Source organism: Streptomyces cyaneofuscatus (assembly GCF_042718795.1).
Classification (GTDB): Bacteria; Actinomycetota; Actinomycetes; order Streptomycetales; family Streptomycetaceae; genus Streptomyces; species Streptomyces cyaneofuscatus_A.
Genome location: NZ_JBHXOX010000004.1, coordinates 130,212 through 155,119 on the forward strand (window position 1 = coordinate 130,212; position 24,908 = coordinate 155,119).

A 24,908-nucleotide genomic window follows, 5' to 3' on the forward strand; every position below is an offset into this window, starting at 1 on the left:
GATGTGGGGTCCGTTTGTGCGCCCGGGCCGCCCGGGTGGCAGCATGGGACAGGTGAGCGTTGCTACCCCCGTAGAGATCGAACGTCCTGATTCGGCCGAGGAGACCTTCGCGGTCCCCGAGCCGGACGTCCCGTGGGTGACGCTCGTCCACAACGACCCGGTCAATCTCATGAGCTATGTGACCTATGTCTTCCAGGCCTACTTCGGCTACTCCAAGGACAAGGCCCACAAGCTCATGCTCGACGTGCACCAGAAGGGCCGCGCCGTCGTCTCCAGCGGGAGCCGCGAGGAGATGGAGCGCGACGTCCAGGCCATGCACGGCTACGGGCTGTGGGCCACCCTCACCCAGGACCGCAACTAGCGGCCTCGCCGCCGTACGCACCCCCTGCCCCGTTCGACCCACCATCGGAGAATCCATGGCCGGCCACTTCGAGGCCACCCCCGGCGGCGGCGCGGCCGTCGCGCTCGACGAGGTCGAGATCTCGATCCTGCGCTCCCTCGCCGTGCAGCTGCTCGAACTGATCGGCCCGGGCGAGACGCCCGCCGACGGCGAGGACCCGCTCGCCGCGCTCTTCGCCGAGGGCCCCAGCAAGCCGCCCTCGGACCCGGCCCTGGCCCGGCTCTTCCCCGACGCGTACGGGGGGCCCGACGGGCCCGCCCCCGAGGGGAAGTCCGAGGGCAAGTCCGAGGAGGAGCTGCGGGAGCTGTCCGCCGAGTTCCGCCGCTTCACCGAGAACGACCTGCGCTCCCGCAAGCGCGAGGACGCCCTCGCCGTCGTCCGGACGCTGGACGCGCTCTCGCCCGACGGGAGCGGCGCGGCCGTCCTCGCCCTCACCGCCGAGGAGTGCCGCTCCTGGCTCGGCTCGCTCAACGACCTGCGCCTCACCATCGGCACCCGGCTGGACGTCTCCGACGAGGACGAGGGCGAGGACGGGTCGCTCTACCGGCTCCCCGACAGCGACCCGCGCAAGCCGATGGTGATGGCTTATCTCTGGCTCGGCGCGCTGCAGGAAACACTCGTCGAAACACTGATGCCGTAATCCTCCGCCCCCGACCGGTGAGGCGTCCGTGTTCGCTCAACGGACGCTCAGATCCGGGTAATGATCCCGCCAAGACATAAGCGCCATTCATGGTGGATGGCGCTCCTTGTCCGCTTTTATCTGTGGGGTGCGCCACAGAATGTCCCATGGTGTCCTGTGACAGCCGTGATAAATCTTCACGATCGCCCGGGGACGCCACCCCTGTTCCCGGGGCCGCCACCAGCCGGCCGAACGCCGGTGGCACTCCATCCATATCCGGGGGGATCAGGACCTGATCCGCTGCCTTGACGGCGCGGATCGGCGTGGAGAAAGGCGCACCACACATGACATCGGCACAGGTCGACGAGGGACAGGCCGACAAGGGCAGGCCCGGCGCGGAAGCCGGGGCGGCCGAGGCCGGTGGCGAGGGGTACCAGCGAGGTCTGGGCGCCCGTCAGATCCAGATGATCGCCATCGGCGGAGCCATCGGAACCGGGCTCTTCCTCGGCGCGGGCAAAGCGATCGACCGGGCCGGACCCAGCCTCATCCTGGCCTACGTCCTCGCGGGCCTGGTCATCTTCTTCATCATGCGGGCCCTGGGCGAACTGCTCATGTACCGCCCGGTCTCCGGCTCCTTCTCGGAGTACGCCCGCGAATTCATCGGGCCCTTCTTCGGATTCGTCACCGGCTGGACGTACTGGCTGTTCTGGGTCGTCACCGGAATCACCGAAGTCACCGCCGCCGCCACCTATATGACGTACTGGTGGGACATTCCGCAGTGGCTGTCCGCACTCGTCTTCACCGTCATTCTGTACGGCGCCAACCTGATCTCCGTGAAGCTCTTCGGTGAGCTGGAGTTCTGGTTCTCCATGGTCAAGGTCACCGCGATCGTCGGCATGATCCTCATCTGCGCCGGCGTGCTGACCCTCGGCTTCTCCGACGCGGGCGACACCGCCACCGTCTCCAACCTCTGGAACGACGGCGGCTTCTTCCCCAACGGCGTCGGCGGCATGCTGATGACGCTCCAGATCGTCATGTTCGCCTTCCTCGCCGTCGAACTCGTCGGCGTCACGGCAGGGGAGTCCAAGGACCCCAAGACCGTGCTGCCCAAGGCCATCAACACCGTGCCGTGGCGCATCGCCGTCTTCTACGTCGGCGCGCTGATCATGATCCTGTCGGTCGTCCCGTGGTCCACCTTCAAGCCGGGCGTCTCGCCGTTCGTGAAGGCCTTCGAGGAGATGGGACTCGGCATCGGCGCCGCCATCGTCAACTTCGTCGTCCTGACCGCGGCGCTCTCCTCCTGCAACTCCGGCATGTACTCCACCGGCCGTATGCTCCGCGACCTGGCCCTGAACGGACAGGGCCCGCGCGCCTTCACCAAGCTGACGAAGAACGGCCTGCCGCTCACCGGCACCACCTTCTCCGCCGCCCTGATGCTCGTCGGCGTCTGGATCAACTACCAGTGGCCGGGCGAAGCGTTCAACTACGTCGTCTCCTTCGCGACCATCTCCGGCATGTGGGCCTGGATCATGATCCTGTTCAGCCAGATCCGCTACCGCCGCCTGGCCGACCGGGGCGTGCTCCCGCACTCCTCGTTCAAGGCCCCCGGCGCCCCGTACACGAGCTGGTTCGCGCTCGCCTTCATCGGCATGGTCATCGTGATGATGGCGGTCGACAAGGACGCCAGGATCTCGCTGTACTGCGCCCCGGTCTGGGCGCTCCTGCTGGGCATCTCCTACCTGGTGCTCAAGTCGCGCAACCCGGAGAACACCGCCTTCGCCAAGCGCTGAGCCAGGGCTTCGCCCGGCGCTGAGCCAGGCTCCGCCCAGCACCGACCCCGAGGGCGGACCCGGCGACCCCGGGCCCACGACCGGCCCTCCTTCCGGGCGCCCCGGCCACCCCCCCCACGGCCCCGGCGTCCACCATGCGGCCCTCTCCGTACCACCCACCGGTACGCGGAGGGCCGCATGCCTATCCTCTTGCCATGCTGACCATCACCCAGGCGCTCCACGACCAGATCGTCGCCCACTCCCGCGCCGACCACCCCGACGAGGCGTGCGGCGTGGTGGCGGGCCCGGCCGGAACGGGGCGCCCCGAGCGCTTCATCCCGATGCTCAACGCCGCCCGCTCGCCCACGTTCTACGAGTTCGACTCCGGCGACCTCCTCAAGCTGTACCGCGAGATGGACGACCGGGACGAGGAGCCCGTGGTCATCTACCACTCCCACACGGCGACCGAGGCCTACCCCTCCCGCACCGACGTGACGTACGCGAACGAGCCCGGCGCCCACTACGTCCTGGTCTCCACCGCCGACACCGACGGCTCCGGCCCCTTCCAGTTCCGCTCGTACCGCATCGTGGACGGCGAGATCACCGAGGAAGACGTGCAGGTCGTCGAGGCGTACTGAGCCGCACCGAGCACCCGGGCAGCCCGCGGAGCCGCCGCACGGGTCTGGCACACTGCACCCCAGACCCGACCACAGGGCAGCAGGAACCAGGAAGCCGGTGCGAATCCGGCACGGTCCCGCCACTGTGACCGGGCCGCCCTCCCGTACGGACGGATCCCCAGCGGACCCCCCCGTACGCGGACGGCGGCCCGGAAGCCAGGAACTGGCCCGCTGCCTTCTCCGCATCGACCAGGGGACGCGGAAATCCCCCGGAGAGGCCCCGCCATGTCCCGGCGCACCCCCGCGCTCATAGCCGCCGCCGTGCTGCTCCCGCTCGCCCTCACCGCCTGCTCCACCCCCGAGGGCGACGAGCCCACCGGGAACAAGGCCGCGGCGAAGAGCGACGGCTTCCCGTACACCGTCACCAACTGCGGTGTCACCACCACGTACAAGGCCCCGCCCAAGCGCGTGGTCACCATGAACCAGCACGTCACCGAGATCATGCTGGAGCTCGGCCTCACCAAGTCCCTCGTCGGCACCGCCTACCTCGACGACAAGGTCCTGCCGAAGTACGCGAAGGACTACGCCTCCGTGCCGGTCATCGCCAAGGAGTACCCCTCCTACGAGCAGGTCCTCGCAGCCAACCCCGACTTCGTCTACGGCGGCTACGCCAGCGCGTTCGCGGCGGGCGACGGCCGCGGCCGCGAGGCGCTGAAGAAGTCCGGCATCCAGACCCGGCTCAACACCGAGAGCTGCGCCAAGGCCGACACCCCGATGGAGACCCTCTACGAGGAGATCCGCGAGGTCGGCCGCACCTTCGGCGTCACCGACCGCGCCGAGGCCTGGATCAAGCAGGCCAAGGCGGACAACGCGGCGACCGCCGAGAAGCTCAAGGACCTCGAGGCCCTCCCCGTCTTCGTCTACGACAGTGGCGACAAGACCGCGTTCACGGCCGGCGGCAAGGGCATCGGCAACGAGCTGATCACGCGCGCCGGCGGCACCAACATCTTCGCCGACCTCGACAAGTCCTTCGGGGACGCCTCCTGGGAGAACGTCGTCGCCCGCAAGCCCGAGGCGATCGTGATCTACGACTACGGCTCCACCACCGTCGCCCAGAAGAAGAAGCGGCTCCTCGACGACCCGGCCCTCGCCGACGTCCCCGCCATCAAGAACAAGCGCTTCGCGGTCATGCCGCTCTCCGACGCGGTCCTCGGCGTCCGCGTCCCCGCCGCCGTCGAGAAGCTCGCGGCCCAGCTCCACCCGGCGGCCACCACCTCGTGACCTGCCGCACCCCCGCACCGCGGCGGCTGCTGCGCTACACCCTGGTCGTCGGCGTCCTCGCCGTCCTCCTCGCAGCCGCCGTGGTCGCCGCCCTCGCCCTCGGCTCCGTCCGCATCCCGCCCGGCCAGGTCATCGACATCCTGACCGGGCGGGCGGACGCGAGCCCGTTCCGCACGATCGTCCTGGACGTCCGGCTGCCCCGGGTCCTCCTCGGCATCGTCGTCGGCGCCGGACTGGCCGTCATCGGCACGGTCCTCCAGGCCCTCGTACGCAACCAGCTCGCCGACCCGTTCCTCCTCGGCGTCTCCTCCGGCGCCTCCACCGGCGCGGTCCTGGTGATCGTCCTCGGCATCGGCGCCACCCTCGCCACCACCGTCACCATCCCGGCCGCCGCCTTCGCCGGTGCGCTGCTCTCGCTGCTCCTCGTCTACACCCTGGCGCGCGGCGGGGGAGGCCTCACCACCAACCGGCTCGTCCTCGCCGGGGTCGCCGTCTCCTACATCCTCTCCGCCCTCACCAGCCTGATCCTGGTCACCTCCGCCCGCGCCGACCACCTCCAGGAGGTCCTCTACTGGACGCTCGGCGGCCTCGGCGCGGCCCGCTGGGACATGCTCGCGCTCCCGACGACCACCCTGATCGCGGGCACCGCCGTACTCCTCACCCTGGCCCGGCCGCTCGACCTGCTCCTGGTAGGAGAGGAGGGCGCGACCGTACTGGGCCTGGACACCGCCCGCTTCCGGGCCGCCGTCTTCGTCCTCGCCTCGCTGATGACCGGGGCGCTCGTCGCGTACAGCGGGGCGATCGGCTTCGTCGGGCTGATGGTCCCGCACATGGCCCGGATGGCGGTCGGCGCCGCGCACCGCGCGCTGCTGCCGGTGGTCGCGCTCGGCGGGGCGGTCTTCCTGGTCCTCGCCGACCTGGCCGCCCGGACGCTCGCGGCCCCGCAGGACATCCCGGTAGGCGTCCTCACCGCCCTGACCGGCGGCCCGTTCTTCCTGTGGATGCTGCGCCGCAGGCCGGAGGGAGCACCCGCGTGACCACACCGCTCGAAGGAGCCCGCCCGTGACGACCCTGCGCACCGAGGCACTCTCGTACGGGACCGGCGAAGGCCGCCACCTCGTCGACGCGGTCGACCTCATCGCCGCCGACGACGAGACCGTCGGCCTGGTCGGCCCCAACGGCAGCGGCAAGACCACGCTCCTGCGCTGCGTCTACGGCACCCTGCGCCCCACCCACGGCCGCGTCCTCCTCGACGGCGACGACCTCGCCACCCTCCCCGTGAAGGCCCGCGCCCAGCGCATCGCCACCGTCCCGCAGGACGGCCACGCCGGGTTCGAGCTCACCGTCGGCCAGGTCGTCGCGATGGGCCGCGCCCCGCACAAGCGGTTCTGGGAGGCCGACAACGCCGCCGACACCGCCCTCGTCACCGAGGCCCTGGCCCGGGTCGGGATCGCCGCACTCGAACCCCGTACGTTCGCCTCCCTCTCCGGCGGCGAACGCCAACGCGCCCTGGTCGCCCGCGCCCTGGTCCAGCAGCCCGCGCTCGTCGTCCTGGACGAGCCGACCAACCACCTGGACATCCGCTACCAACTGGAGATCCTCTCCCTGGTCCGGGGCCTCGGCACCACCAACCTCCTCGCCCTGCACGACCTCAACCTCGCCGCGTACTACTGCGACCGCCTGTACGTCCTCAAGGACGGCCGCGTCGTCGCCTCCGGCACCCCGGAGGAGGTCCTCACGGCGGAGCTGCTGGGCGAGGTGTACGGCGTCGCGGCCGAGGTCAGCAGCCACCCGAAGACGGGCGCGCCCACGGTGATCTACCTGCCGGAGGACCGCACCAGGCGGCGCCAGTCCACATAGCGGTCGCTCACCATCCACGATGTGGGATCACACTCGGGTTTCCGGACGGGGAATCGATACGATGCCCGCATGGTTCCCCATGACGTGAGCGACAGGACGCCGGGCACGCTGCTCGTCGCGCGGCTGCACGTCGACCTGTGCAGGCTCAAGAGCGCGATCTGTCCCCCGCCCGCAGCCTGCCCGTGAGCCGCACGGCCTGAGTCATGGCCCGCGCGCCACCCACCTGCTCCACCCCCTGCGCGGGGGAAGAAACGCGCGCGCCCCACGCCACCACCGCCCCACGCCACCACCTCCCCGCTTTCGACAGGAGCCCACGCCATGGCCATCGAGGTCCGCATCCCGACCATCCTCCGCACCTACACCGACGGCGCCAAGGCCGTCGAAGGCAACGGGGACACCCTCGCCGACCTCTTCGCCGACCTGGAGAGCCGCCACACCGGCATCCGTGAGCGACTCGTCGACGGCGCGAACGGCGACCAGCTCCGCCGCTTCGTGAACGTCTACCTCAACGACGAGGACGTCCGCTTCCTCGACGGCATCTCCACCAAGCTCAGCGACGGCGACAACGTCACCATCCTCCCGGCCGTCGCCGGCGGCATGCGCTGATGCGGTACGACTCCCCGCTGGCGGCCGTGGGGAACACCCCCCTCGTCCGCCTCCCCCGGCTGTCCCCGTCCGAGGACGTCCGCATCTGGGCCAAGCTGGAGGACCGCAACCCCACCGGCTCGATCAAGGACCGCCCCGCGCTCCACATGGTCGAACAGGCGGAGAAGGACGGCCGGCTCACCCCCGGCTGCACGATCCTGGAGCCCACCAGCGGCAACACCGGCATCTCGCTCGCCATGGCGGCCAAGCTCAAGGGCTACCGCATCGTCTGCGTCATGCCGGAGAACACCTCGCAGGAACGGCGTGACCTGCTCGCCATGTGGGGCGCCGAGATCATCTCCTCCCCGGCGGCGGGCGGCTCCAATACCGCGGTCCGCGTCGCGAAGGAACTGAGCGCCGAACACCCGGACTGGGTGATGCTCTACCAGTACGGCAACCCGGACAACGCGGGCGCCCACTACGCCACCACCGGCCCGGAGATCCTCACCGACCTCCCGTCCATCACGCACTTCGTGGCGGGCCTCGGCACCACCGGCACCCTCATGGGCGTCGGCCGCTACCTCCGCGAGAACCGCGAGGGCATCCAGATCGTCGCCGCCGAACCGCGCTACGACGACCTGGTCTACGGCCTCCGCAACCTGGACGAGGGTTTCGTCCCCGAGCTCTACGACGCCTCGGTCCTCACCACCCGCTTCTCGGTCGGCTCCGCCGACGCGGTCACCCGCACCCGCGAACTCCTCCAGCAGGAGGGCATCTTCGCGGGCGTCTCCACCGGCGCCGCGCTCCACGCGGCGATCGGCGTGGGCAACAAGGCGGTCAAGGCGGGGGAGAGCGCGGACATCGTCTTCGTGGTGGCGGACGGCGGCTGGAAGTACCTGTCGACGGGCGTCTACACGGCGGAGACGACGGAGGCGGCGATCGAAACGCTCCAGGGCCAGCTCTGGGCGTAGCCACCGCTCCCGTGGGCGGTGCCACTCCAGCCGCCTCCGGCGCTCCTCTCCAGCAGGTCCGGGCGCACCACTCCAGCCCGTCCGGCGCTTGAGGACATCTTTTCAGCCCCTCCGGCGCTTGAGGAGCGGGGCCCGGGGCAGCGCCCCGAACACCGGCCCCGCCCTCACCCCGTCCCCAACCCCCGCACCCGCTCCCACAGCTCCGCGTCCACCGCCCCCACCCGCCGCCGGAACCCGCCCAGCGCCACCTCCCGCAGCTCATCCGTCTCCAGGAAGCTCTGCCGCCCCCGCTGATCCCCCACCGTCCCCGCGGGCAGCGCGATCACCCCGGGCCGCTCCTCGTGATGCTTGCTGGTGATCTTGGCGACGATCACCGTGCGCCCCCGGCCCCGCCCCCGTACCGAAAGCACCAGGCACGGCCGGTCCTTGGACCCGGGCCCGTCCTCGTACGGCACATCGGCCCACCACACCTCACCCGCCCGCGGCGTACGCCCCTCCCCGCGCCCGCCCGAGCCGGAAGGCCTCGACGGCTTCCCCGAGGGCCGCGAAGGCCGTGACGGAGGCCGGCTCGCCCCCTCCGGCCGCCGCGACCGCCGTGACCGGGGCCCCCGGTCCGAGCGCCCCCGCCCGTCCACCACCGCGGCGACGAGGGCCAGCAGAACCACGGCGACCAGCGCCACCCACCAGAACATGTCCATCCCCCGACCGTACCGGCGGCCGTCGGGGGCCCCGCCGTGGGCGCGCTTCCATCGAACCGGTGACAGAGCAGGTGAGTTCCCCCACAACGGCAGGCGGCGGAGGAGCGACGCGGAGTTTTGCGCCTTACGCTCGACAAACCGCAAAACGTTCCGGCAGGAATTGCACGACCTCAGCCGCAGGACCCCTCAGCCGCAGGACCTCACCCGCAGGACCGTCACCCGCACGAACCCTCCCCGTCCCACGTCTCGGAGGTTCACGCTCCATGAAGCTCACCGTCGTCGGCTGCTCCGGCTCGTTCCCGTCCCCGGGTTCGGCATGCTCGAGCTACCTCGTAGAGGCCGACGGCTTCCGGCTGCTCCTCGACATGGGCAACGGCGCCCTCGGCGAGCTGCAGCGCCACGTCGGTCTCTACGACCTCGACGCGATCTTCCTCAGCCACCTCCACGCCGACCACTGCGCCGACATGTGCGCGTACTTCGTCGTGCGCTACTACCGCCACGACGGCGCCCGCCCCGTCCCCCTTCCGGTCTACGGACCCGAGGGCACCGAGCAGCGCCTGACCGCCGCCCACGGTGACACCCCCTCCGAACGGGCGATGAGCGAGGTCTTCGACTTCCACACGCTCAAGGCGGACTCCTTCGAGATCGGCCCGTTCACCGTTCGTACGGAGAAGCTCCGCCACCCCGTCGACACCTTCGGCATCCGGGTCGAGCACGGCGGCTCCACCCTCGCCTACTCCGGCGACACCGGGACCTGCGACGCCCTGGAGGAGCTGGCCCGGGACGCGGACCTGTTCCTGTGCGAGGCCTCGTTCGTCGACGGCAAGGAAGACATCCCCGACCTGCACCTCAACGGCCGGGAGGCCGGCGAGGCCGCCGCCCGCGCGGACGCCCGCCGGCTCGTCCTCACCCACATCCCGCCGTGGACGGACGAGAACCGCAACCTCGCCGACGCGCGGGCGGCCTACCCGGGCCCGGTGGAACTGGCGGTCCCGGGAGCGGTGTACGAGTTCTGAGGACGACGAAGCCCCCGCCTTCCGAGAGGGAAGGCGGGGGCTTCGTGCGTACCGAGTACGGGTGCGGCTGAGGGCTACTTCGCCTCGGCCTTCTGCAGCTCGGCGAGCTCCTCGTCCGACTCCCGGCCAGGGGTCGGGATGTTGAACTTGGTGATCGCGAACCTGAAGATCACGTAGTAGACCACCGCGAAGCAGAGGCCGACCAGGACCAGCAGCCAGGGCTTCGACGCGATGCCGAGGTTCAGCCCGAAGTCGATCAGGCCGGCGGAGAAGCCGAAGCCGTCCTTGATGCCGAGCGCCCAGGTCAGGGCCATCGACACACCGGTCAGCACCGCGTGGATCGCGTACAGCACCGGGGCGATGAACATGAACGTGAACTCGATCGGCTCGGTCACACCGGTGACGAACGAGGTCAGCGCCAGCGAGAACATCATGCCGCCGACGACCTTGCGGCGCTCCGGGCGGGCGCAGTGGACGATCGCGAGGCAGGCCGCCGGGAGGGCGAACATCATGATCGGGAAGAAGCCGGTCATGAACTGCCCGGCGTTCGGGTCACCGGCCAGGAAGCGGGCGATGTCACCGTGGGCGCCGTTGTACTCGCCCGCCTGGAACCACGGGAAGGAGTTCAGCAGGTGGTGCATGCCGACCGGGATCAGGGCACGGTTGGCGACACCGAAGATGCCCGCGCCGACCGCGCCGGAGCCGACGAGCCACTCACCGAAGTTGTGCAGACCGGTGCCGAGGACCGGCCAGATCAGACCGAACACGATACCGATCACGAGACCCGCGAAGGCGGAGAGGATCGGGACCAGGCGGCGGCCGCTGAAGAAGCCCGCCCAGTCGGGCAGCTTCGTCCGGTAGAACTTCTGGTACAGCAGGGCCACGACTACGCCCATCACGACACCGCCGAGGACACCGGCGTTGACGGGGGCGTCGCTCATCACGATCTTGCCGTCGGCCACGCTCGCGACCTGGGGCAGGTTGCTGTCCGTGAAGGTGGCGAGCACCTTCTGGAAGACGAGGTAACCGGTGACGGCGGCCAGCGCGGTGGAGCCGTCCGACTTCTTCGCGAAGCCGATCGCGATGCCGACGGCGAACAGCAGCGGCATGTTGTCGAGAAGGGCGCCACCGCCCGCGGCCATGTAGCCGGCGAGCTTCGTGATGAAGGTCGGGAACGAGTCGCGGCCCAGCATGTCGCTCTGGCCGAAGCGGACCAGGAGCGCGGCGGCCGGCAGCACGGCGACCGGCAGCATGAGGCTGCGGCCGATGCGCTGCATGACGGCCATCGCGCCGGCGCCCTTCTTCTTCTCGGCCGCGGGTGCGGTCTCAGCCGTGGTCATCAACTTCCTCCATGGGACACGGTGCCGCCCAGGTCGTTGATGCGGGGAGGCGGCGACTCGACAGACCCTGCGGCAGAGCGCCGTGGTCTGGACCACTCAGTGGTGTAGACCAGTTTTAGCACGGTGAGGGTTAGATAAGGAACCTTCAATTCCCTGCTGATTCGCGGTAGCAGACCCGGCACGTTCGGTGACATGCCGAAGGCCCCCGGACCGGGCGGTCCGAGGGCCTTGCGCGACCGGGGTGAAACCCCGCTCACCTGCTACTTCGTCAGATCCTTCTCGATCTCCCGCTCGACCTCCTCCGGCTCACGGCCCGGCGTCTTGAGGTCGAACTTGGTGATCGCGAAGCGGAAGACGATGTAGTAGATCACCGCGAAGCACGCGCCGATCGGGATGATCAGCCACGGTTTCGTATCGAGATGCCAGTTGACGACGTAGTCGATCAACCCGGCCGAGAAGCTGAACCCGGCATGCACCCCCAGCAGCCAGGTGATGCCCATCGAGGCCCCGGTGAGCACCGCGTGCACGCCGTACAGCAGCGGTGCGACGAACATGAACGAGAACTCCAGCGGCTCGGTCACCCCGGTCACGAACGACGTCAGCGCCACCGACACCATCAGCCCGCCCACCTCCTTGCGGCGCTCGGGCCGCGCGCAGTGGGTGATGGCCAGCGCCGCGGCCGGCAGACCGAACATCATGATCGGGAAGAAGCCCGAGGTGAACTGGCCGGCCGACGGGTCCTCGGCGAAGAACCGGGAGATGTCGCCCTGGACGGTCTGGCCGTCCGCCCCGGTGAACTCACCCGCCTGGAACCAGAAGAACGTGTTCAGGAACTGGTGCATACCGATCGGGATCAGCAGCCGGTTCGCGAAGCCGAAGATCGCCGCGCCCCACGAGCCGAGGTCGATGAGCTGTTTGGAGAACCAGGTCAGCCCGTCACCCACCGGCTGCCACAGCAGCCCGAAGAGCACGCCCAGGATCACGCAGAGGAACGCCATCAGGATCGGCACCAGGCGCCGGCCGTTGAAGAAGCCGAGCCAGTCCACCAGCTTGGTGCGGTGGTAGCGCTGCCAGACCACCGCGGTCAGCAGGCCGATCAGGATGCCGCCGAGGACCCCGGGGTTCTGCGGTTCGCCGGCGGGCAGCTCGTCCGTCACGGTGCCGTCCACGGGGAACGCCCCGAGGACGCCCCGGTAGACCAGGAAGCCGACCACCGCCGCGAGTGCGGTGGAGCCGTCCGCCTTCTTCGCGAAGCCGATGGCCACGCCGATGCAGAAGAGGAGCGGCAGGCCGACCTGGCCGTCGAGGATCGCGGTACCGCCGTTGAGCAGGACCTTGGAGGTCTTGTCCCAGAAGGCGCCGTGGAGGTAGGAGGCGAACAGGTTCCCGAGGCTGACGAGCAGACCCGCCGCCGGGAGGACGGCCACCGGGAGCTGGAGGGAGCGGCCGACCTTCTGCAAGCCCTGGACCGGCCCGTTCCACCATTTCGGCTGCGGTGCCGCAGCGGCGCTCGAACTCATCGGCGTCCTTCCCGGAACAAGCCTCGTTTGGCGGTCGTCGGAAACTGGTGTAGACCAGTTGCGTCACGGTCCGGGCCCGCCCCGAAGTCAGGGCACCGGTGATCGTTATCTTTGGTGATAGTCCGGTTACCCGCCCGCGAAGTTGGGCCAACCGTGCGTTACCGTGACGAAACGGACCCGCAGCGGGCGGCCCGTCTGCACGCGAAAACCAGGGAGAAGGCATGGCCACCAAGGCTGAGAAGATCGTCGCCGGGCTCGGCGGCATCGAGAACATCGACGAGATCGAAGGCTGCATCACCCGCCTCCGCACCGAGGTCCACGACGCCAGCAAGGTCGACGAAGCCGCCCTGAAGGCCGCCGGCGCTCACGGCGTCGTCAAGATGGGCACCGCGATCCAGGTCGTCATCGGCACCGACGCCGACCCCATCGCCGCCGACATCGAAGACATGATGTGACCGGCTGACATCCCGCCGCCGCGCACCGCAGGCCCCGCACCCCACCAGGTGCCGGGGCCTGCGCCGTACCCACGCCCCCAGGCTCCGCCGCCGGCCCCACCGCACCCGGGCTCCCGGCCCCAACCGCACCCGGGCCCCAGCCCCGCCGCACCCGAACGCCCGGCCCACCGCACCTGAGCGCCCGGCCCCACCGCACCCGAACGGACCCACCCCCGCCACCCGATAAAGTCGGCCCCATGTCTCGCATCGACGGCCGCACCCCCGAACAGCTCCGCCCCGTCACCATCGAACGCGGCTGGAGCAAGCACGCCGAGGGCTCAGTCCTCATCTCCTTCGGCGACACCAAAGTCTTCTGCACCGCCTCCGTCACCGAAGGCGTCCCGCGCTGGCGCAAGGGCAGCGGCGAGGGCTGGGTCACCGCCGAGTACTCCATGCTGCCCCGCTCCACCAACACCCGCGGCGACCGCGAAGCCGTACGCGGCAAGATCGGCGGCCGCACCCACGAGATCAGCCGCCTGATCGGCCGCTCGCTGCGCGCCGTCATCGACTACAAGGCGCTCGGCGAGAACACCATCGTCCTGGACTGCGACGTCCTCCAGGCCGACGGCGGCACCCGTACGGCCGCCATCACCGGCGCGTACGTCGCCCTCGCCGACGCGGTCGCCTGGGCCCAGGGCAAGAAGATCGTCAAGGCCGGCCGCAAGCCGCTCACCGACACCGTCGCCGCCATCAGTGTCGGTATCGTCGACGGCACCCCGCTCCTCGACCTCTGCTACGAGGAGGACGTCCGCGCCGAGACCGACATGAACGTCGTCTGCACCGGCGACGGCCGCTTCGTCGAGGTCCAGGGCACCGCCGAGGGCGCCCCCTTCGACCGCAAGGAGCTCGGTGCGCTGCTGGACCTGGCCACCGCGGGCTGCGTGGACCTGGCCGCACTCCAGCGCGAAGCACTGGCGAGCACCGAAAACGCGTAGCGACCCACTCCCCTCGGGTAAAGAAGCAACCAAATACGCACCACAGAGCGTCGTTACGAGCACGGGCGCACGGGTCGAACCGTGCGCCCGTCCGCGTACCGATCCCCGGGGAGGGACCGCACCATGGCTTCGCGCCGACACCAACGCCTCGCACTCGCCACCGCCGCCGCCTTGCTGACGCTGACCACGGCCGTCGGCTGCGCCGGCCTCGACAAGGCGCTCGACTGCGTCCGCACCGCCGACGCCATCGCCACCAGCGTCGGCAACCTCCAGCAGGCCGTCTCCAACGCCTCCGAGGACATCACCCAGGCCTCGGAAGCCCTGGACGACATCGACCGCGAGCTCAAGAACCTCGACGACACCACGGACAACGCCGACCTCTCCAAGGCGGTCGACGACCTCCAGGCGGGCGTCACGGAGGTCCGCCGGTCCATCGAGGCCGGCGACGCCACCCCGGACATCACCCCGGTGACGGACGCGGCGACCGAGATCGGCAAGGTCTGCTCGCCGTAGGACCTGCCCGCCGCGGGAGGGGACAATGGGCGCATGACGCGCCTGATCCTCGCCACCCGCAACGCCGGGAAAATCACCGAACTGCACGCCATCCTCGCCGACGCGGGACTCGACCACGACCTCGTCGGCGCGGACGCGTACCCGGACATCCCCGACGTCAAGGAGACCGGCGTCACCTTCGCCGAGAACGCGCTCCTCAAGGCCCACGCCCTGGCCCGGGCCACCGGCCACCCGGCGATCGCCGACGACTCGGGCCTCTGCGTCGACGTCCTCGGCGGCGCCCCCGGCATCTTCTCGGCCCGCTGGTCCGGCACCCACGGCGACGACCAGGCCAACCTCGACCTGCTCCTGGCCCAGCTCGGCGACATCGCCGACGCCCACCGCGGCGCCTACTTCACCTGCGCCGCCGCGCTCGCCCTCCCCGACGGCACCGAACGCGTCGTCGAGGGCCGCCTGAACGGCACCCTGCGCCACACCCCGTCCGGCAGCCACGGCTTCGGCTACGACCCGATCCTCCAGCCGGAGGGCGAGACCCGCACCTGCGCGGAGCTGACCCCGGCGGAGAAGAACGCGATCAGCCACCGCGGCAAGGCGTTCCGGGCGCTGGTGCCGGTGGTGCGGGAGTTGGTGGGGTGACAAACAGAGCGGGGCGGCTGCTTCCTTCGAAACGAAGGTTGCAGCCGCCCCGCGCCTGTGGGCCCGGTGGGACTCGAACCCACGACACACCGGACCTAAACCGGCGCCCTCTTGGCCAGCTGGGGTACGGACCCGCGCGCACCACTCTACTGTGCGGGCTTGCGCGGCTTCGAGAAGGTTTGCGTCTGGCTGTGACACGAGGGGCAGAGGTAGCGGAGGTTTTCGCGGCGATTGTCGAGCCGGTCGCCATTGACGTGGTCGATCTCCAGGACGAGCCGCCTGCCCCGCCAGGTGTCTCCGGTGCCGCATCTCGCGCAGGCATGGGGAACGCCGATGTCGTCCAGAGCCCGTCGTAACTGAGCCGTTTTCGTCCGGGACGCTCCGGTGTCCAGGCGCGTGAGTATCTCCGCCGCAGACTTGCGGTTCGGGGAGCGCGTCCCACGACGGTGACCTTGCCCGGTGAAGTGAGCCAGGGACAACCCGTACGTTTCGATGTCCCGCTTCACGCGAGCGCGGGCGGTGCCGTTGTTGCCCAGCCCCAAGGAACTCAGGACGCCAGCCAGACTGCCGGACGCGGCGACGGCCTCGGTCAGTGCGGTGCGTGGTGTGGAGGGCGTTCCGTACCTGCGTCCGCTGGTGAAGTGGGAGGTGTCGATGCCGAGCCGGTCCATCCTCCCGCGTAGGTAGCCGTAGGGACTGTCGCTCGGCGGTAGGCCCATGTACGTGAACATTTCCCGGATGCTGTGGGAGTGAGCCGCTGCTTCGGCGAGGAGTTCGCGCGGAAACGCGCAGCGCTCCCGCGCGGGGAGCTGCTCCTCCACGAAGTGCGACGTGTCGACTCCGTAGTGTGCGAGTCGATTGTGTACGTAACGCAGTGTCCGGCTGCCCAGGGGCGCGTTCAAGCGGCGCAGGAGATCGACGAGACTGCTCGCCTCCGCGGCCCTCCGCACCAGCAGGTCGCGCGGGTACTTGGCGCTCACGCCGTCCTCCTGCGCTTACGGCCCCGATAGGTGTCGGTCGCCGCGTGGCAATTGGGGCAGAGGAGACGCAGGTTCTCCGGGCGGTTATCCCACCAGTCGCCGTTGAAGTGGTCCACTTCGAGCCGGAGAGGCTCCCCCAGCCACTCCCCGTGGTTGCCGCATTCGGTGCACTTGCTCTCAACTCCCTTGCGCACGAGCTCTCTGCGGAGCCGTTCGCCGGGCACTCGGCCGTCCGACGGCGTACGGAGCGTCAGGAGATCCCCCAACGACCCCTTGGGCCTGCGTCCGCCCGGAGGCGCTGTTCTGAAGTGCGAGGTGTCGATCCGCAGAGCGATGATGCGGCGGCCGATGTGAGCCTGGTTGCCGCCTACCGGACTGATGCCCAGCTTGCGCACGACTTCGGCCACGCTCGTTGAGCGGGCGACCAGTTTGCGCAGCGTCTCTTCCGTGTGGCGAACCCGTGTGTCGGCGAAGTGCGAGGTGTCTATGCCCGCCTCGGTCATCTTCTGACGCAGATAACGCCGACTGCCGGACGTTGGTGTCCTTCCGCACCACCGCACGGCGTCGGTGGCGTTCGTCGTCATCCGCGCCGCCTCTTCAAGCAGCTCACGGGTATAGCGAGCCAGTCCCATGCCCCCTCCGATTCCGGCCGCACGTTCGCGGCCTCGTACGGAGTAACGAACCGCTTATCGGATGGTTACGTCCGGAATCCGGAGGGGGCATCCAGGATGGGGCACCGAAAAGGAAAGGCCTCAGAACTTCGGCTCGGGCGCCTGCGCCTGGACCAGTTCCGCCGCCTCCTCGTCCGTCTCGACCGACGGCGGGGAGCCGATCAGGGGCTGCTGGGCGGTCTCCTTCATGCAGGCGACCGCGATCACGCCGACCAGGGCCGCCGCCATCGCGTAGTACGCCGGCATCAGGTTGGAGCCCGTCCAGCTGATCAGGGCCGTGATCACCAGCGGGGTCGTACCGCCGAAGATCGACGCGGAGAGGTTGTAGCCCACCGACAGGGAGCCGTAGCGGACGTGGGTGGGGAAGAGGGCCGGGAGGGCGGCGGACATGGTGCCGAGCATGCAGACCAGGGAGAGGCCCAGCAGCAGCATGCCGACCGTGATCGGGAGGATGCCGTCGATGCGGATCAGGAGGAACGCGGGGAGGGAGAGGAAGAGGAAGCCCAGCATGCCGGTCATGAGGAGTGGCTTGCGGCCGAACCGGTCGGAGAGCTTGCCGACCTGGCTGATGATCGCCATCAGGAAGAGCATCACCGCCAGCAGGATCAGCAGCCCGTGCGTCTCGCTGTAGCCGAGCTCGTCGGAGAGGTACGTCGGCATGTACGACAGCAGCATGTAGTCGGTGATGTTGTACGCGCCGACCAGGCAGATGCAGAGGATCAGCGTCGGCCAGTAGACCCGGAAGATCTTGGCCAGGTCGCCCTTGGCGGTGGACTCGACGCCGTCCGCCGCCTCGGTCGCGTGCGCCGTGCCGCCCTCCAGCTTCTGGAAGGCCGGGGTCTCGTCCAGGCGCAGTCGCAGGTAGAGGCCGACCAGGCCCAGCGGGCCCGCGACGAGGAACGGGATCCTCCACCCCCAGGCCTCCATCTGCGCGTCGTTCAGCAGGGCGTACAGGGCCGTCACGAGGCCCGCCGCGCCGACGTAGCCGGCCAGGGTGCCGAACTCCAGGAAGCTGCCGAAGAAGCCGCGGCGCTTGTCGGGGGCGTACTCGGCGATGAACGTGGACGCGCCCCCGTACTCACCGCCCGTCGAGAAGCCCTGCAACATCCGGAAGAAGATCAGCAGGACCGCCGCCCAGACCCCGATCGTCTCGTGCGAGGGGATCAGGCCGATGGCGAACGTGCCGACCGCCATCAGGATCATCGTCAGCGCGAGGACCTTCTTGCGGCCGACCTTGTCACCCATCGGGCCGAAGAACATGCCGCCGAGCGGTCGTACGAGGAAGGCCACCGCGAAGGTCGCGAAGGAGGAGAGGAGCTGGGTCGTCTCGTTCCCGGAGGGGAAGAAGACGTGTCCGATCGTCACGGCCAGGTAGGAGTAGATACCGAAGTCGAACCACTCCATGGCGTTGCCCAGCGAGGCCGCCTTCACCGCGCGCTTCACCGCCGCGTCGTCCGTGACGGTGATGTCCGTACGGCGCAGCTTCGGGTTCCTGCGCTTGCGGACCGCCCGGAAGAGCGTGGGGTGGCGCTTGACCGCTTGCGGGTCGGCCGCCTGGTGGGGGTCGGGGGCCGCCATGGCCGGGTCCTTTCCTCGGAGGGTGTTCCAGGAAAGGCTTCTGCGCGGTCGTGGCGGTCGCAAACCGACTTCATGGGCCGATGCGATGTCCCTCACATGTTCTCGACATCGTTTCGGGGCAGGCGTAGGGGCTGCGCGTCGTCGGCCTCCTTACGGGGGCGTCCGTGGCGCACCGCCCCGGATGGCCCATCCGGGGCGGTGCTGAGCCGGGAGAGGGCGGGTCAGATGCCCAGGTCCCTGATGATCTTGGCCACGTGGCCGCTCGCCTTGACGTTGTAGAAGGCGTGCTCGACCTTGCCGTCCTCGTCGACGACGACGGTGGAGCGGATCACGCCCGTCACCACTTTGCCGTAGAGCTTCTTCTCGCCGAAGGCGCCGTACGCCTCCAGGGTCTCCTTGGACGGGTCGCCGACCAGGGTGACCTTGAGGTTCTCCTGCTCGCGGAACTTCGCGAGCTTCTCCGGCTTGTCGGGGGAGACGCCGATGACGTCGTATCCGGCGCCCGCGAGGAGGTCGAGGTTGTCCGTGAAGTCGCAGGCCTGCTTGGTGCAACCGGGGGTAAGAGCAGCCGGGTAGAAGTAGACGATGACCTTGCGGCCCTTGTGGTCCGCGAGCGAGACCTCGTTGCCGTCGGCGTCGGGAAGGGTGAAGGCGGGAGCGGGGTCGCCGGGCTTGAGTCGCTCGCTCATGGGTTCTCCTCGGGTGGTGCACGGGTCGGACGGGACCGAGCGTAATAGGGGTGCCGCCGGGTGCGTGGGGGTTCGAGCTGACAGACTGTCGACGAAGGTTCAGAAGAAGGTTTACCGGAGACACGACCACGGAGGCGGCGCAGTGTCGGATGCCAGGACCCCTGCGCAGATCGAGGCGGACATCATCAGCAGGCGTGCGCAGCTCGCTGTGGTGCTGGACGAGATCGGTGTGCGGGTACACCCGAAGACGATCGTCGGCGACGCGAAGGCCAAGGCGGCCCAGACCGTGGACCGCACGGCCGGCCGCGCGTTCGTCGCGGTGAATCGTTCGGTGTCACAGGTGAAGGCGCAGTTCGTCGCGGTGGACGGCTCGCCGCGGCTGGAGCGGGTGATTCCCGCCGCGCTGCTGGTGGTGGGCGTGGTGGGGCTGATCACGGTCTCCAAGCGCCGCGGGTGACGGACCCGACCGCCCGGGAGGCGTACGGGCGGCACGGCCCCCTCGGGCGGGCGCGCCGGAGCGGTGACGGTAGGTTGCGGGCGTGAGCGACAAGAATCACGACGATGACAAGCTGCCCATCCGCATGCTGCACGACCGTGTCCTGGTGCGGAACGACTCCGCCGAGGGGGAGCGGCGTTCCGGCGGCGGCATCCTGATCCCGGCGACGGCCGCGGTGGGCCGGCGGCTCGCCTGGGGCGCGGTCGTCGCGGTCGGTCAGAACGTGCGGACGGTGGAGCCCGGGGACCGGGTGCTGTACGACCCCGAGGACCGTGCCGAGGTCGAGGTGCGGGGGGTGGCGTACGTGCTGATGCGCGAGCGCGACCTGCACGCGGTGGCGGCGGACCGGTTCGAGGGGTCGGTGGACTCGACCGGGCTGTATCTGTAGGACGGACTGCTGGGACGTATGGCAGAGGGCCTGGTGACCATGGTCACCAGGCCCTCACGCCATTCCTTGCTACGGTGGAACCACCCCGACGAGACGCGCCGTACCGGGCAGGCAAAGACGACGCATCCGTGTTCGTTCGCGTGTTCGCGTGATCATGCGCCCGCGTGTTGTCGTCGGAGGTTTCCATGGCCTGGGTTCTGTTGATCGTCGCCGGTCTGCTCGAAGTGGGCTGGTCGATCGGGATGAAGTACACCGAGGGGTTCACCCGGCTCTGGCCGAGCGTGTTCACCGGCCTCGGGATCGCGGCGAGCATGGTGCTGCTGTCCCATGCCGCGAAGACGCTGCCGATCGGTACGGCGTACGGGGTGTGGGTCGGCATCGGCGCGGCCGGTGCGGCGATCCTCGGCATGGTCGTGCTGAACGAGCCGGTGACCGCCGCCCGGATCTTCTTCGTCTGTCTGCTGCTGGTGGCCGTGGTCGGCCTGAAGGCGACCTCCGGGCACTGAGGGGTGCCCGGAGGGGGCGGGTTCACTCGCCCGGTTCGCGGGCGCCGCGGACTCCTTCGATGAGGCTGCCGCCGAGGGCTCCCGTATCGCCGCCCCCGTCGCCGTCGCCGTTGTCCCCGTCGGTGCCGCCCTCGGTGCCCGTTCCGTCGTCGCCGTCACCGCCGGTCGCGCCGTCGCCGTCCGTCCCTCCTGTCGCGTCGCCCGTGGTGCCCGTCGTGCTGTCGCCGTTGCCCGGCGGGGTGGGCGTGGCGGGGGCGGTGGGGGCCGAGGGGGTGGTGGGGTCGGCCGGGGTGCTGGGGGAGTCGGTGTCGTCCGGGGTGTCCGGGTCGGTCGCGGTGTCGGTCCCGTCCTCGCCCGGCTCCTGGGGTTCGTCGGAGCCGGGGGCCGTCCGGAGGTCGAACTCCTGGGCGGGGGAGGAGCGCAGGGCCGCTTCGGTGTAGGCGGCCCAGGTCTCGGCGGGGGCGCCGCCGCCGTTGACGCGGTCCAGGCCGAGGGCTCCGTACAGCGGGGTCTGGGTGCCGGAGTCGGGGTCCTGGCCCATCACGGCGACGACGGTCGCGAGGTCGGGGGTGTACCCGGCGAACCAGGCGGCCTTGTCCTCCTCGGCGGTGCCCGTCTTGCCGACGGCGGGGCGGCCAGCGGCCTGGGCGGCGGAGCCGGTGCCGCCCTCGACGACGGAGCGGAGGAGGGCGGTGGTGGTGTCGGCGGCCTCGCGGCTGATGGCCTGTTCGGTCTTGCGGTCGGGCAGTTCGATCTCGGTGCCGTCCTTGGTGACCTTGTCGACGAGGGTGTACGGGCCGTGCCGGCCGTGGTCGGCGAGTGTCGCGTACGCCTCGGTGAGGTCGAGGACGCTGGCGGTGGCGGGGCCGAGTGCGATGGAGGGGGAGGCGGTGAGGTCGGGGGTGGTCTTGGGGATGCCGAGGGCGACGGCGGTCTCGCGCACCTTCTCCGGGCCGACGTCCTGGGCCATCTGCGCGTAGACCGCGTTGACGGACTTGTCGGTGGCGGTGCGGACGGTGATCTGCCCGTAGTCGACGTCGTCCTCGTTGGCGGGGTCGTAACCCGTGGAGCCCTGGGGTCCCTGGACGGTGCGCTTGTTGGTGCCGTCGTAGTACGTCTCCGGGGTGATGCGCCGGCCGTCCTGGGTGGTGGAGTCGTTGGCGACGGCGGAGGTGAAGACGAAGGGCTTGAAGGTGGAGCCGACCTGGTAGTCGCGGCGGGTGGCGTTGTTGACGTACTGCTGGGTGTAGTCGATGCCGCCGTACATCGCGACGACCTCGCCGGTCGCCGGGACGATGGAGGCGCCGCCGACGCGGACGTTCCTGTCGGGCTCGCGGTCGTCGCTGCGCTTCTTCATCACGTTGTCCTTGACCGCCGCGACGAGGGCGTCCTGCTTCTTCTTGTCGAGGGTGGTGGTGATGCGGTGGCCGCCGGTGGCGAGGGTCTTCTCGTCGATGATCCCGTTGCCGGTGAGGTACTGCTCGACGGCCTGCACCAGGTAGCCGCGCTGGCCGGAGAGGCCGGTGGAGGGCTTGGCCTCGCCGGGGACCGGGAACCCGGTCGTGGAGCGTTCGCCGGAGTCGAGCCAGCCCTCCTTGACCATGCCGTCCAGGACGTAGTTCCAGCGGCTGAGGGCGGCGGGCTTGCTGTCGGGGTGGGCGACGACGTCGTACGCGCTGGGGGCGTTGAGGAGGGAGGCGAGGTAGGCGGCCTCGGCGGTGGTGAGGTCCTCGACGTTCTTGCCGTAGTACGCCTGGGCGGCGGCCTGGATGCCGTAGGCGTTGCGGCCGAAGTAGCTGGTGTTGAGGTAGCCCTCGAAGATCTGGTCCTTGCTCTGCTCGCGGTTGAGCTTGATCGCGATGAAGAACTCCTTGGCCTTGCGGACGACGGTCCGTTCCTGGCCGAGGTAGTAGTTCTTGACGTACTGCTGGGTGATGGTGGAGCCGCCCTGCTTGCCCTTGCCGGTGGCGGTGTTCCAGCCGGCCCGGAACATGGCCCGTACGTCGACGGCGGGCTGGTTGTAGAAGTCGCGGTCCTCGGCGGCGAGGACCGCGTGCTGGACGTCGGTGGGCACCTGGGCGAGCTTGACCTTCTCCCGGTTCACCTCGCCGTCGCGGGCCAGGACGGTGCCGTCCTGGTAGAAGTAGACGTTGGACTGCGCGTCGGCGCCCGCGTTGGCGGCCGGGATGTCGACGAGCTGGTATCCGGCGAAGAACCCGCCGATGAGGAGGAGGCCGGCCACCAGCACCGACCCGAGGAGCATCCGCCAGGTCGGGACGAGGCGGCGCCAGCCGGTCCGCCTGGGGCGCTTCGTGCGCCCCTTCTTCTTCTTCCCGTTCCCGGATGAGCTCCCCTGCGCGCCCTCGTCGTTCCCGGGGTCGGCGGGGGCGGCTGAGGGGTCCCTGGGGGTCCAGGTCTGGTGCTCGTCGCTCATGTCGGTGCGGGCTCCTCGGGTGCGGTCGGTGCACCCATAGTGCCCGTTTCGCCGGGAAACCCTCGTATCATCCTCCGATCTCCCCCGTTCTCCCGCCTCCGCGCCCCTCGAAAAGCCGTCGCGGTGGCCTCCGTCCGTGCACTAAGGTCGTGCGCTTTGGTGTCCGGAGCCGGGAGCGGGGCTTCCGGTGACGGCGGGTGCGGGGGAGAGGGGACGGCGTGCGGCTGTACGCAGTGGTGGCGGCGGGCGGGTTCCGGCGCTACGCCACCTACCGGACGTCGACGGCCGCGGGGGTGTTCACCAACACCGTCTTCGGCTTCATCCTGGCGTACACGTACATCGCCCTGTGGGACGCGAGACCGCAGCTCGGCGGGTACGACATGTCCCAGGCGCTGGCGTACGTCTGGATCGGGCAGGGCCTGCTCGCGGCCTGCGCCATGATGGGCGGCGGCTTCGAGGACGAGCTGATGGAGCGGATCCGCACCGGGGACATCGCGGTGGACCTGTACCGCCCGGCCGACCTCCAGCTGTGGTGGCTGGCGGGGGATCTGGGCCGGGCGGCGTTCCAGTTGATGGGGCGCGGGGTGGTACCGATGCTCGCGGGGGCGCTCGCCTTCGATATCGCGCTCCCCGGCTCGGCGTGGATCTGGCCGGCGTTCCTGCTCTCCGTGCTGCTGGGCGTCGTCGTGAGCTTCGCCGTGCGGTACCTGGTCGCCCTGTCGGCGTTCTGGCTGCTCGACGGTGCGGGCGCGACCCAGATGGCCTGGCTGCTGGGGCTGTTCTTCTCCGGGATGCTGCTGCCGCTGCCGCTCTTTCCCGGGCTGCTGGGCGAGGTGGCCCGGCTGCTGCCGTGGTCCTCGCTGCTCCAGATCCCGGCCGATGTGTACCTCGGCAGGCACACGGGGTGGGGGCTGGTGGAGGCGTACGCGTTCCAGGGCGGCTGGGCGGTGGCGCTGCTGCTGGCGGGGCGGCTGCTCCAGTCCGTGGCGACGAGGAGGGTGGTGGTGCAGGGTGGCTGAGACGGTGGCGGTGCGGCCCGAGGAGAGCCGGGGGTCGGGAGGCTCCGCGTACTTCGCGTACGAGGAGCGGCCCCGGCTGCTGGAGGGGCTGCGGGCGTACGGGCTGATCGTGGCGATGTGGGTGCGCTCGACGATGGCGTACCGGGCCTCGTTCGTCATGACGACGTTCGGGAACCTGGCGGTGACGGCGTTCGACTTCCTCACGATCGTGCTGATGTTCACCCACGTCGACGCGCTGGGCGGCTACACGCTTCCGGAGATCGCCCTGCTGTACGGGGTGTCGGCGACGGCCTTCGGGCTGTGCGATCTGCTGCTGGGGTCGATGGAGCGGCTGGGGCGGCGGGTGCGGGACGGGACGCTGGACACGTTGCTGGTCCGGCCGGTCCCGGTGCTGGCGCAGGTGGCGGCGGACCGGTTCGCGCTGCGCCGGATCGGGCGGATCGTCCAGGGGCTCGCCGTGCTGGTCTACGCGCTGGTGACGCTGGACATCGCGTGGACGCCGCTGAAGGTGGCGCTGCTGCCGGTGATGGTGATCAGTGGGGCGGCGGTGTTCGGGGCGGTCTTCGTGGCCGGGGCGGCGTTCCAGTTCGTCGCGCAGGACGCCTCGCAGGTGCAGAGCGCCTTCACGTACGGCGGGGCGACGCTGCTCCAGTACCCGCCGACGATCTTCGCGAAGGACCTGGTGCGCGGGGTGACGTTCGTGGTGCCGCTGGCCTTCGTGAGCTGGCTGCCGACGCTGTACGTGCTGGGCCGCGACTATCCGCTGGACCTTCCGCGGTGGGTGGCGTTCCTGTCGCCGGTGGTGGCCGTGGCGGTCGGTGCGCTGGCCGGGCTGACGTGGCGGGCGGCGCTGCGGACGTACCGGAGTACGGGCAGTTGAGGGAGTGGGAGAA

General features: G+C 70.1%; 28 protein-coding genes, 1 tRNA gene and 2 riboswitches. Of the genes, 20 read left to right on the forward strand and 9 right to left on the reverse strand.

Translation table 11 applies throughout. The features are described 5' to 3' along the window. The first annotated feature begins 43 nt into the window (after positions 1 to 43). From clpS to ACFWRT_RS05310, 10 genes are all read left to right on the forward strand, one after another. Entirely contained in the window at positions 44 to 361 is a 318-nt protein-coding gene (gene clpS / locus ACFWRT_RS05265; RefSeq protein ID WP_030567742.1) for an ATP-dependent Clp protease adapter ClpS, read from the forward strand. A gap of 55 nt (positions 362 to 416) precedes the next feature. After that, positions 417 to 1,040, forward strand: a complete 624-nt coding sequence (locus ACFWRT_RS05270; RefSeq protein WP_380950762.1) for a DUF2017 domain-containing protein — start codon at positions 417 to 419, stop codon at positions 1,038 to 1,040. 323 nt (positions 1,041 to 1,363) lie between these two features. Then, positions 1,364 to 2,809: an amino acid permease gene (locus tag ACFWRT_RS05275; protein ID WP_380950761.1), complete on the forward strand. Its 1,446-nt coding sequence runs from the start codon at positions 1,364 to 1,366 to the stop codon at positions 2,807 to 2,809. A gap of 194 nt (positions 2,810 to 3,003) precedes the next feature. Then, positions 3,004 to 3,426 carry a M67 family metallopeptidase gene (locus ACFWRT_RS05280; RefSeq protein WP_326705619.1) on the forward strand — a complete coding sequence of 141 codons (423 nt, stop codon included), beginning with the start codon at positions 3,004 to 3,006 and terminating at the stop codon, positions 3,424 to 3,426. Between the two features lie 87 nt (positions 3,427 to 3,513). After that, positions 3,514 to 3,631: riboswitch (cobalamin riboswitch) on the forward strand. 59 nt (positions 3,632 to 3,690) lie between these two features. After that, the gene (locus ACFWRT_RS05285; RefSeq protein ID WP_380950760.1) at positions 3,691 to 4,686 is read left to right on the forward strand and encodes an ABC transporter substrate-binding protein; all 996 of its coding nucleotides are present in this window, start codon (positions 3,691 to 3,693) and stop codon (positions 4,684 to 4,686) included. Then, positions 4,683 to 5,723 (forward strand): FecCD family ABC transporter permease, encoded by a 1,041-nt coding sequence (locus ACFWRT_RS05290; RefSeq protein ID WP_380950758.1) that lies wholly within the window; start codon positions 4,683 to 4,685, stop codon positions 5,721 to 5,723. Before ACFWRT_RS05285 ends, ACFWRT_RS05290 begins: the two co-directional genes overlap by 4 nt. A gap of 25 nt (positions 5,724 to 5,748) precedes the next feature. Continuing rightward, positions 5,749 to 6,546, forward strand: a complete 798-nt coding sequence (locus ACFWRT_RS05295; protein ID WP_380950757.1) for an ABC transporter ATP-binding protein — start codon at positions 5,749 to 5,751, stop codon at positions 6,544 to 6,546. 69 nt (positions 6,547 to 6,615) lie between these two features. Then, positions 6,616 to 6,732 (forward strand): putative leader peptide, encoded by a 117-nt coding sequence (locus tag ACFWRT_RS05300; protein WP_380950756.1) that lies wholly within the window; start codon positions 6,616 to 6,618, stop codon positions 6,730 to 6,732. Positions 6,733 to 6,864: 132 nt separating this feature from the next. Then, positions 6,865 to 7,152: a MoaD/ThiS family protein gene (locus tag ACFWRT_RS05305; protein ID WP_030567729.1), complete on the forward strand. Its 288-nt coding sequence runs from the start codon at positions 6,865 to 6,867 to the stop codon at positions 7,150 to 7,152. Beyond that, positions 7,152 to 8,102 (forward strand): PLP-dependent cysteine synthase family protein, encoded by a 951-nt coding sequence (locus tag ACFWRT_RS05310; protein WP_007450630.1) that lies wholly within the window; start codon positions 7,152 to 7,154, stop codon positions 8,100 to 8,102. Before ACFWRT_RS05305 ends, ACFWRT_RS05310 begins: the two co-directional genes overlap by 1 nt. Positions 8,103 to 8,266: 164 nt before the next feature. On the opposite strand, the gene ACFWRT_RS05315 is transcribed toward ACFWRT_RS05310, so the two are convergent. Beyond that, entirely contained in the window at positions 8,267 to 8,800 is a 534-nt protein-coding gene (locus ACFWRT_RS05315) for a type II toxin-antitoxin system PemK/MazF family toxin (protein ID WP_380950755.1), read from the reverse strand. A gap of 263 nt (positions 8,801 to 9,063) precedes the next feature. Here ACFWRT_RS05315 and ACFWRT_RS05320 point away from each other — a divergent pair, with 263 nt between their 5' ends. Continuing rightward, positions 9,064 to 9,816, forward strand: coding sequence for an MBL fold metallo-hydrolase (locus ACFWRT_RS05320; protein WP_380950754.1), 753 nt, complete (start codon positions 9,064 to 9,066; stop codon positions 9,814 to 9,816). Between the two features lie 74 nt (positions 9,817 to 9,890). On the opposite strand, the gene ACFWRT_RS05325 is transcribed toward ACFWRT_RS05320, so the two are convergent. Together ACFWRT_RS05325 and ACFWRT_RS05330 are read right to left on the reverse strand one after the other, a co-directional pair. Beyond that, a complete protein-coding gene (locus ACFWRT_RS05325; protein ID WP_380950753.1) occupies positions 9,891 to 11,156 on the reverse strand; it encodes a PTS transporter subunit EIIC in 1,266 nt (421 codons plus the stop codon). Positions 11,157 to 11,416: 260 nt separating this feature from the next. Continuing rightward, entirely contained in the window at positions 11,417 to 12,676 is a 1,260-nt protein-coding gene (locus ACFWRT_RS05330) for a PTS transporter subunit EIIC (protein ID WP_380950752.1), read from the reverse strand. Positions 12,677 to 12,897: 221 nt separating this feature from the next. Here ACFWRT_RS05330 and ACFWRT_RS05335 point away from each other — a divergent pair, with 221 nt between their 5' ends. The 4 genes from ACFWRT_RS05335 to rdgB all read left to right on the forward strand — a co-directional run bounded on the left by ACFWRT_RS05335 (position 12,898) and on the right by rdgB (position 15,254). Continuing rightward, complete coding sequence (locus tag ACFWRT_RS05335; RefSeq protein WP_015608814.1) at positions 12,898 to 13,131, forward strand: glucose PTS transporter subunit EIIB; 234 nt, start codon at positions 12,898 to 12,900, stop codon at positions 13,129 to 13,131. A gap of 236 nt (positions 13,132 to 13,367) precedes the next feature. Further along, positions 13,368 to 14,105: a ribonuclease PH gene (gene rph, locus ACFWRT_RS05340; protein ID WP_380950751.1), complete on the forward strand. Its 738-nt coding sequence runs from the start codon at positions 13,368 to 13,370 to the stop codon at positions 14,103 to 14,105. 123 nt (positions 14,106 to 14,228) lie between these two features. Further along, complete coding sequence (locus ACFWRT_RS05345; protein WP_380950750.1) at positions 14,229 to 14,618, forward strand: hypothetical protein; 390 nt, start codon at positions 14,229 to 14,231, stop codon at positions 14,616 to 14,618. Positions 14,619 to 14,651: 33 nt separating this feature from the next. Then, positions 14,652 to 15,254: an RdgB/HAM1 family non-canonical purine NTP pyrophosphatase gene (rdgB, locus tag ACFWRT_RS05350; RefSeq protein WP_380950749.1), complete on the forward strand. Its 603-nt coding sequence runs from the start codon at positions 14,652 to 14,654 to the stop codon at positions 15,252 to 15,254. A gap of 58 nt (positions 15,255 to 15,312) precedes the next feature. Here the strand turns inward: rdgB and ACFWRT_RS05355 are convergent. From ACFWRT_RS05355 to bcp, 5 genes are all read right to left on the reverse strand, one after another. Next, a tRNA-Leu gene (locus ACFWRT_RS05355) sits at positions 15,313 to 15,388 on the reverse strand. A gap of 12 nt (positions 15,389 to 15,400) precedes the next feature. After that, on the reverse strand, positions 15,401 to 16,234 hold the full coding sequence (locus ACFWRT_RS05360; RefSeq protein WP_380950747.1) for an HNH endonuclease signature motif containing protein: 834 nt from the start codon (positions 16,232 to 16,234) through the stop codon (positions 15,401 to 15,403). Continuing rightward, positions 16,231 to 16,866 (reverse strand): HNH endonuclease signature motif containing protein, encoded by a 636-nt coding sequence (locus ACFWRT_RS05365; RefSeq protein ID WP_380950746.1) that lies wholly within the window; start codon positions 16,864 to 16,866, stop codon positions 16,231 to 16,233. Before ACFWRT_RS05365 ends, ACFWRT_RS05360 begins: the two co-directional genes overlap by 4 nt. Before the next feature lie 120 nt (positions 16,867 to 16,986). Continuing rightward, entirely contained in the window at positions 16,987 to 18,483 is a 1,497-nt protein-coding gene (gene proP / locus ACFWRT_RS05370; RefSeq protein ID WP_380950745.1) for a glycine betaine/L-proline transporter ProP, read from the reverse strand. Between the two features lie 221 nt (positions 18,484 to 18,704). Next, the gene (gene bcp, locus ACFWRT_RS05375; protein ID WP_380950743.1) at positions 18,705 to 19,172 is read right to left on the reverse strand and encodes a thioredoxin-dependent thiol peroxidase; all 468 of its coding nucleotides are present in this window, start codon (positions 19,170 to 19,172) and stop codon (positions 18,705 to 18,707) included. Positions 19,173 to 19,314: 142 nt separating this feature from the next. On the opposite strand from bcp, the gene ACFWRT_RS05380 reads away from it, so the two are divergent. From ACFWRT_RS05380 to ACFWRT_RS05390, 3 genes are all read left to right on the forward strand, one after another. Further along, entirely contained in the window at positions 19,315 to 19,629 is a 315-nt protein-coding gene (locus ACFWRT_RS05380) for a DUF3618 domain-containing protein (protein WP_380950741.1), read from the forward strand. 82 nt (positions 19,630 to 19,711) lie between these two features. Beyond that, positions 19,712 to 20,056, forward strand: a complete 345-nt coding sequence (locus tag ACFWRT_RS05385; RefSeq protein ID WP_380950740.1) for a GroES family chaperonin — start codon at positions 19,712 to 19,714, stop codon at positions 20,054 to 20,056. Between the two features lie 68 nt (positions 20,057 to 20,124). Continuing rightward, positions 20,125 to 20,183: riboswitch (guanidine-III (ykkC-III) riboswitch) on the forward strand. 58 nt (positions 20,184 to 20,241) lie between these two features. Then, positions 20,242 to 20,562: a DMT family transporter gene (locus ACFWRT_RS05390; RefSeq protein ID WP_380950739.1), complete on the forward strand. Its 321-nt coding sequence runs from the start codon at positions 20,242 to 20,244 to the stop codon at positions 20,560 to 20,562. A 22-nt stretch (positions 20,563 to 20,584) separates the two neighbouring features. On the opposite strand, the gene ACFWRT_RS05395 is transcribed toward ACFWRT_RS05390, so the two are convergent. Beyond that, the gene (locus tag ACFWRT_RS05395; RefSeq protein ID WP_380950738.1) at positions 20,585 to 22,996 is read right to left on the reverse strand and encodes a transglycosylase domain-containing protein; all 2,412 of its coding nucleotides are present in this window, start codon (positions 22,994 to 22,996) and stop codon (positions 20,585 to 20,587) included. A 218-nt stretch (positions 22,997 to 23,214) separates the two neighbouring features. Between ACFWRT_RS05395 and ACFWRT_RS05400 the strand changes: the two genes are divergently transcribed. Then, positions 23,215 to 24,015 (forward strand): ABC transporter permease, encoded by an 801-nt coding sequence (locus ACFWRT_RS05400; RefSeq protein WP_380950736.1) that lies wholly within the window; start codon positions 23,215 to 23,217, stop codon positions 24,013 to 24,015. After that, positions 24,008 to 24,895, forward strand: coding sequence for an ABC transporter permease (locus ACFWRT_RS05405; protein WP_380950735.1), 888 nt, complete (start codon positions 24,008 to 24,010; stop codon positions 24,893 to 24,895). The genes ACFWRT_RS05400 and ACFWRT_RS05405 overlap by 8 nt, the downstream gene beginning before the upstream one ends. Positions 24,896 to 24,908: the final 13 nt, after the last annotated feature.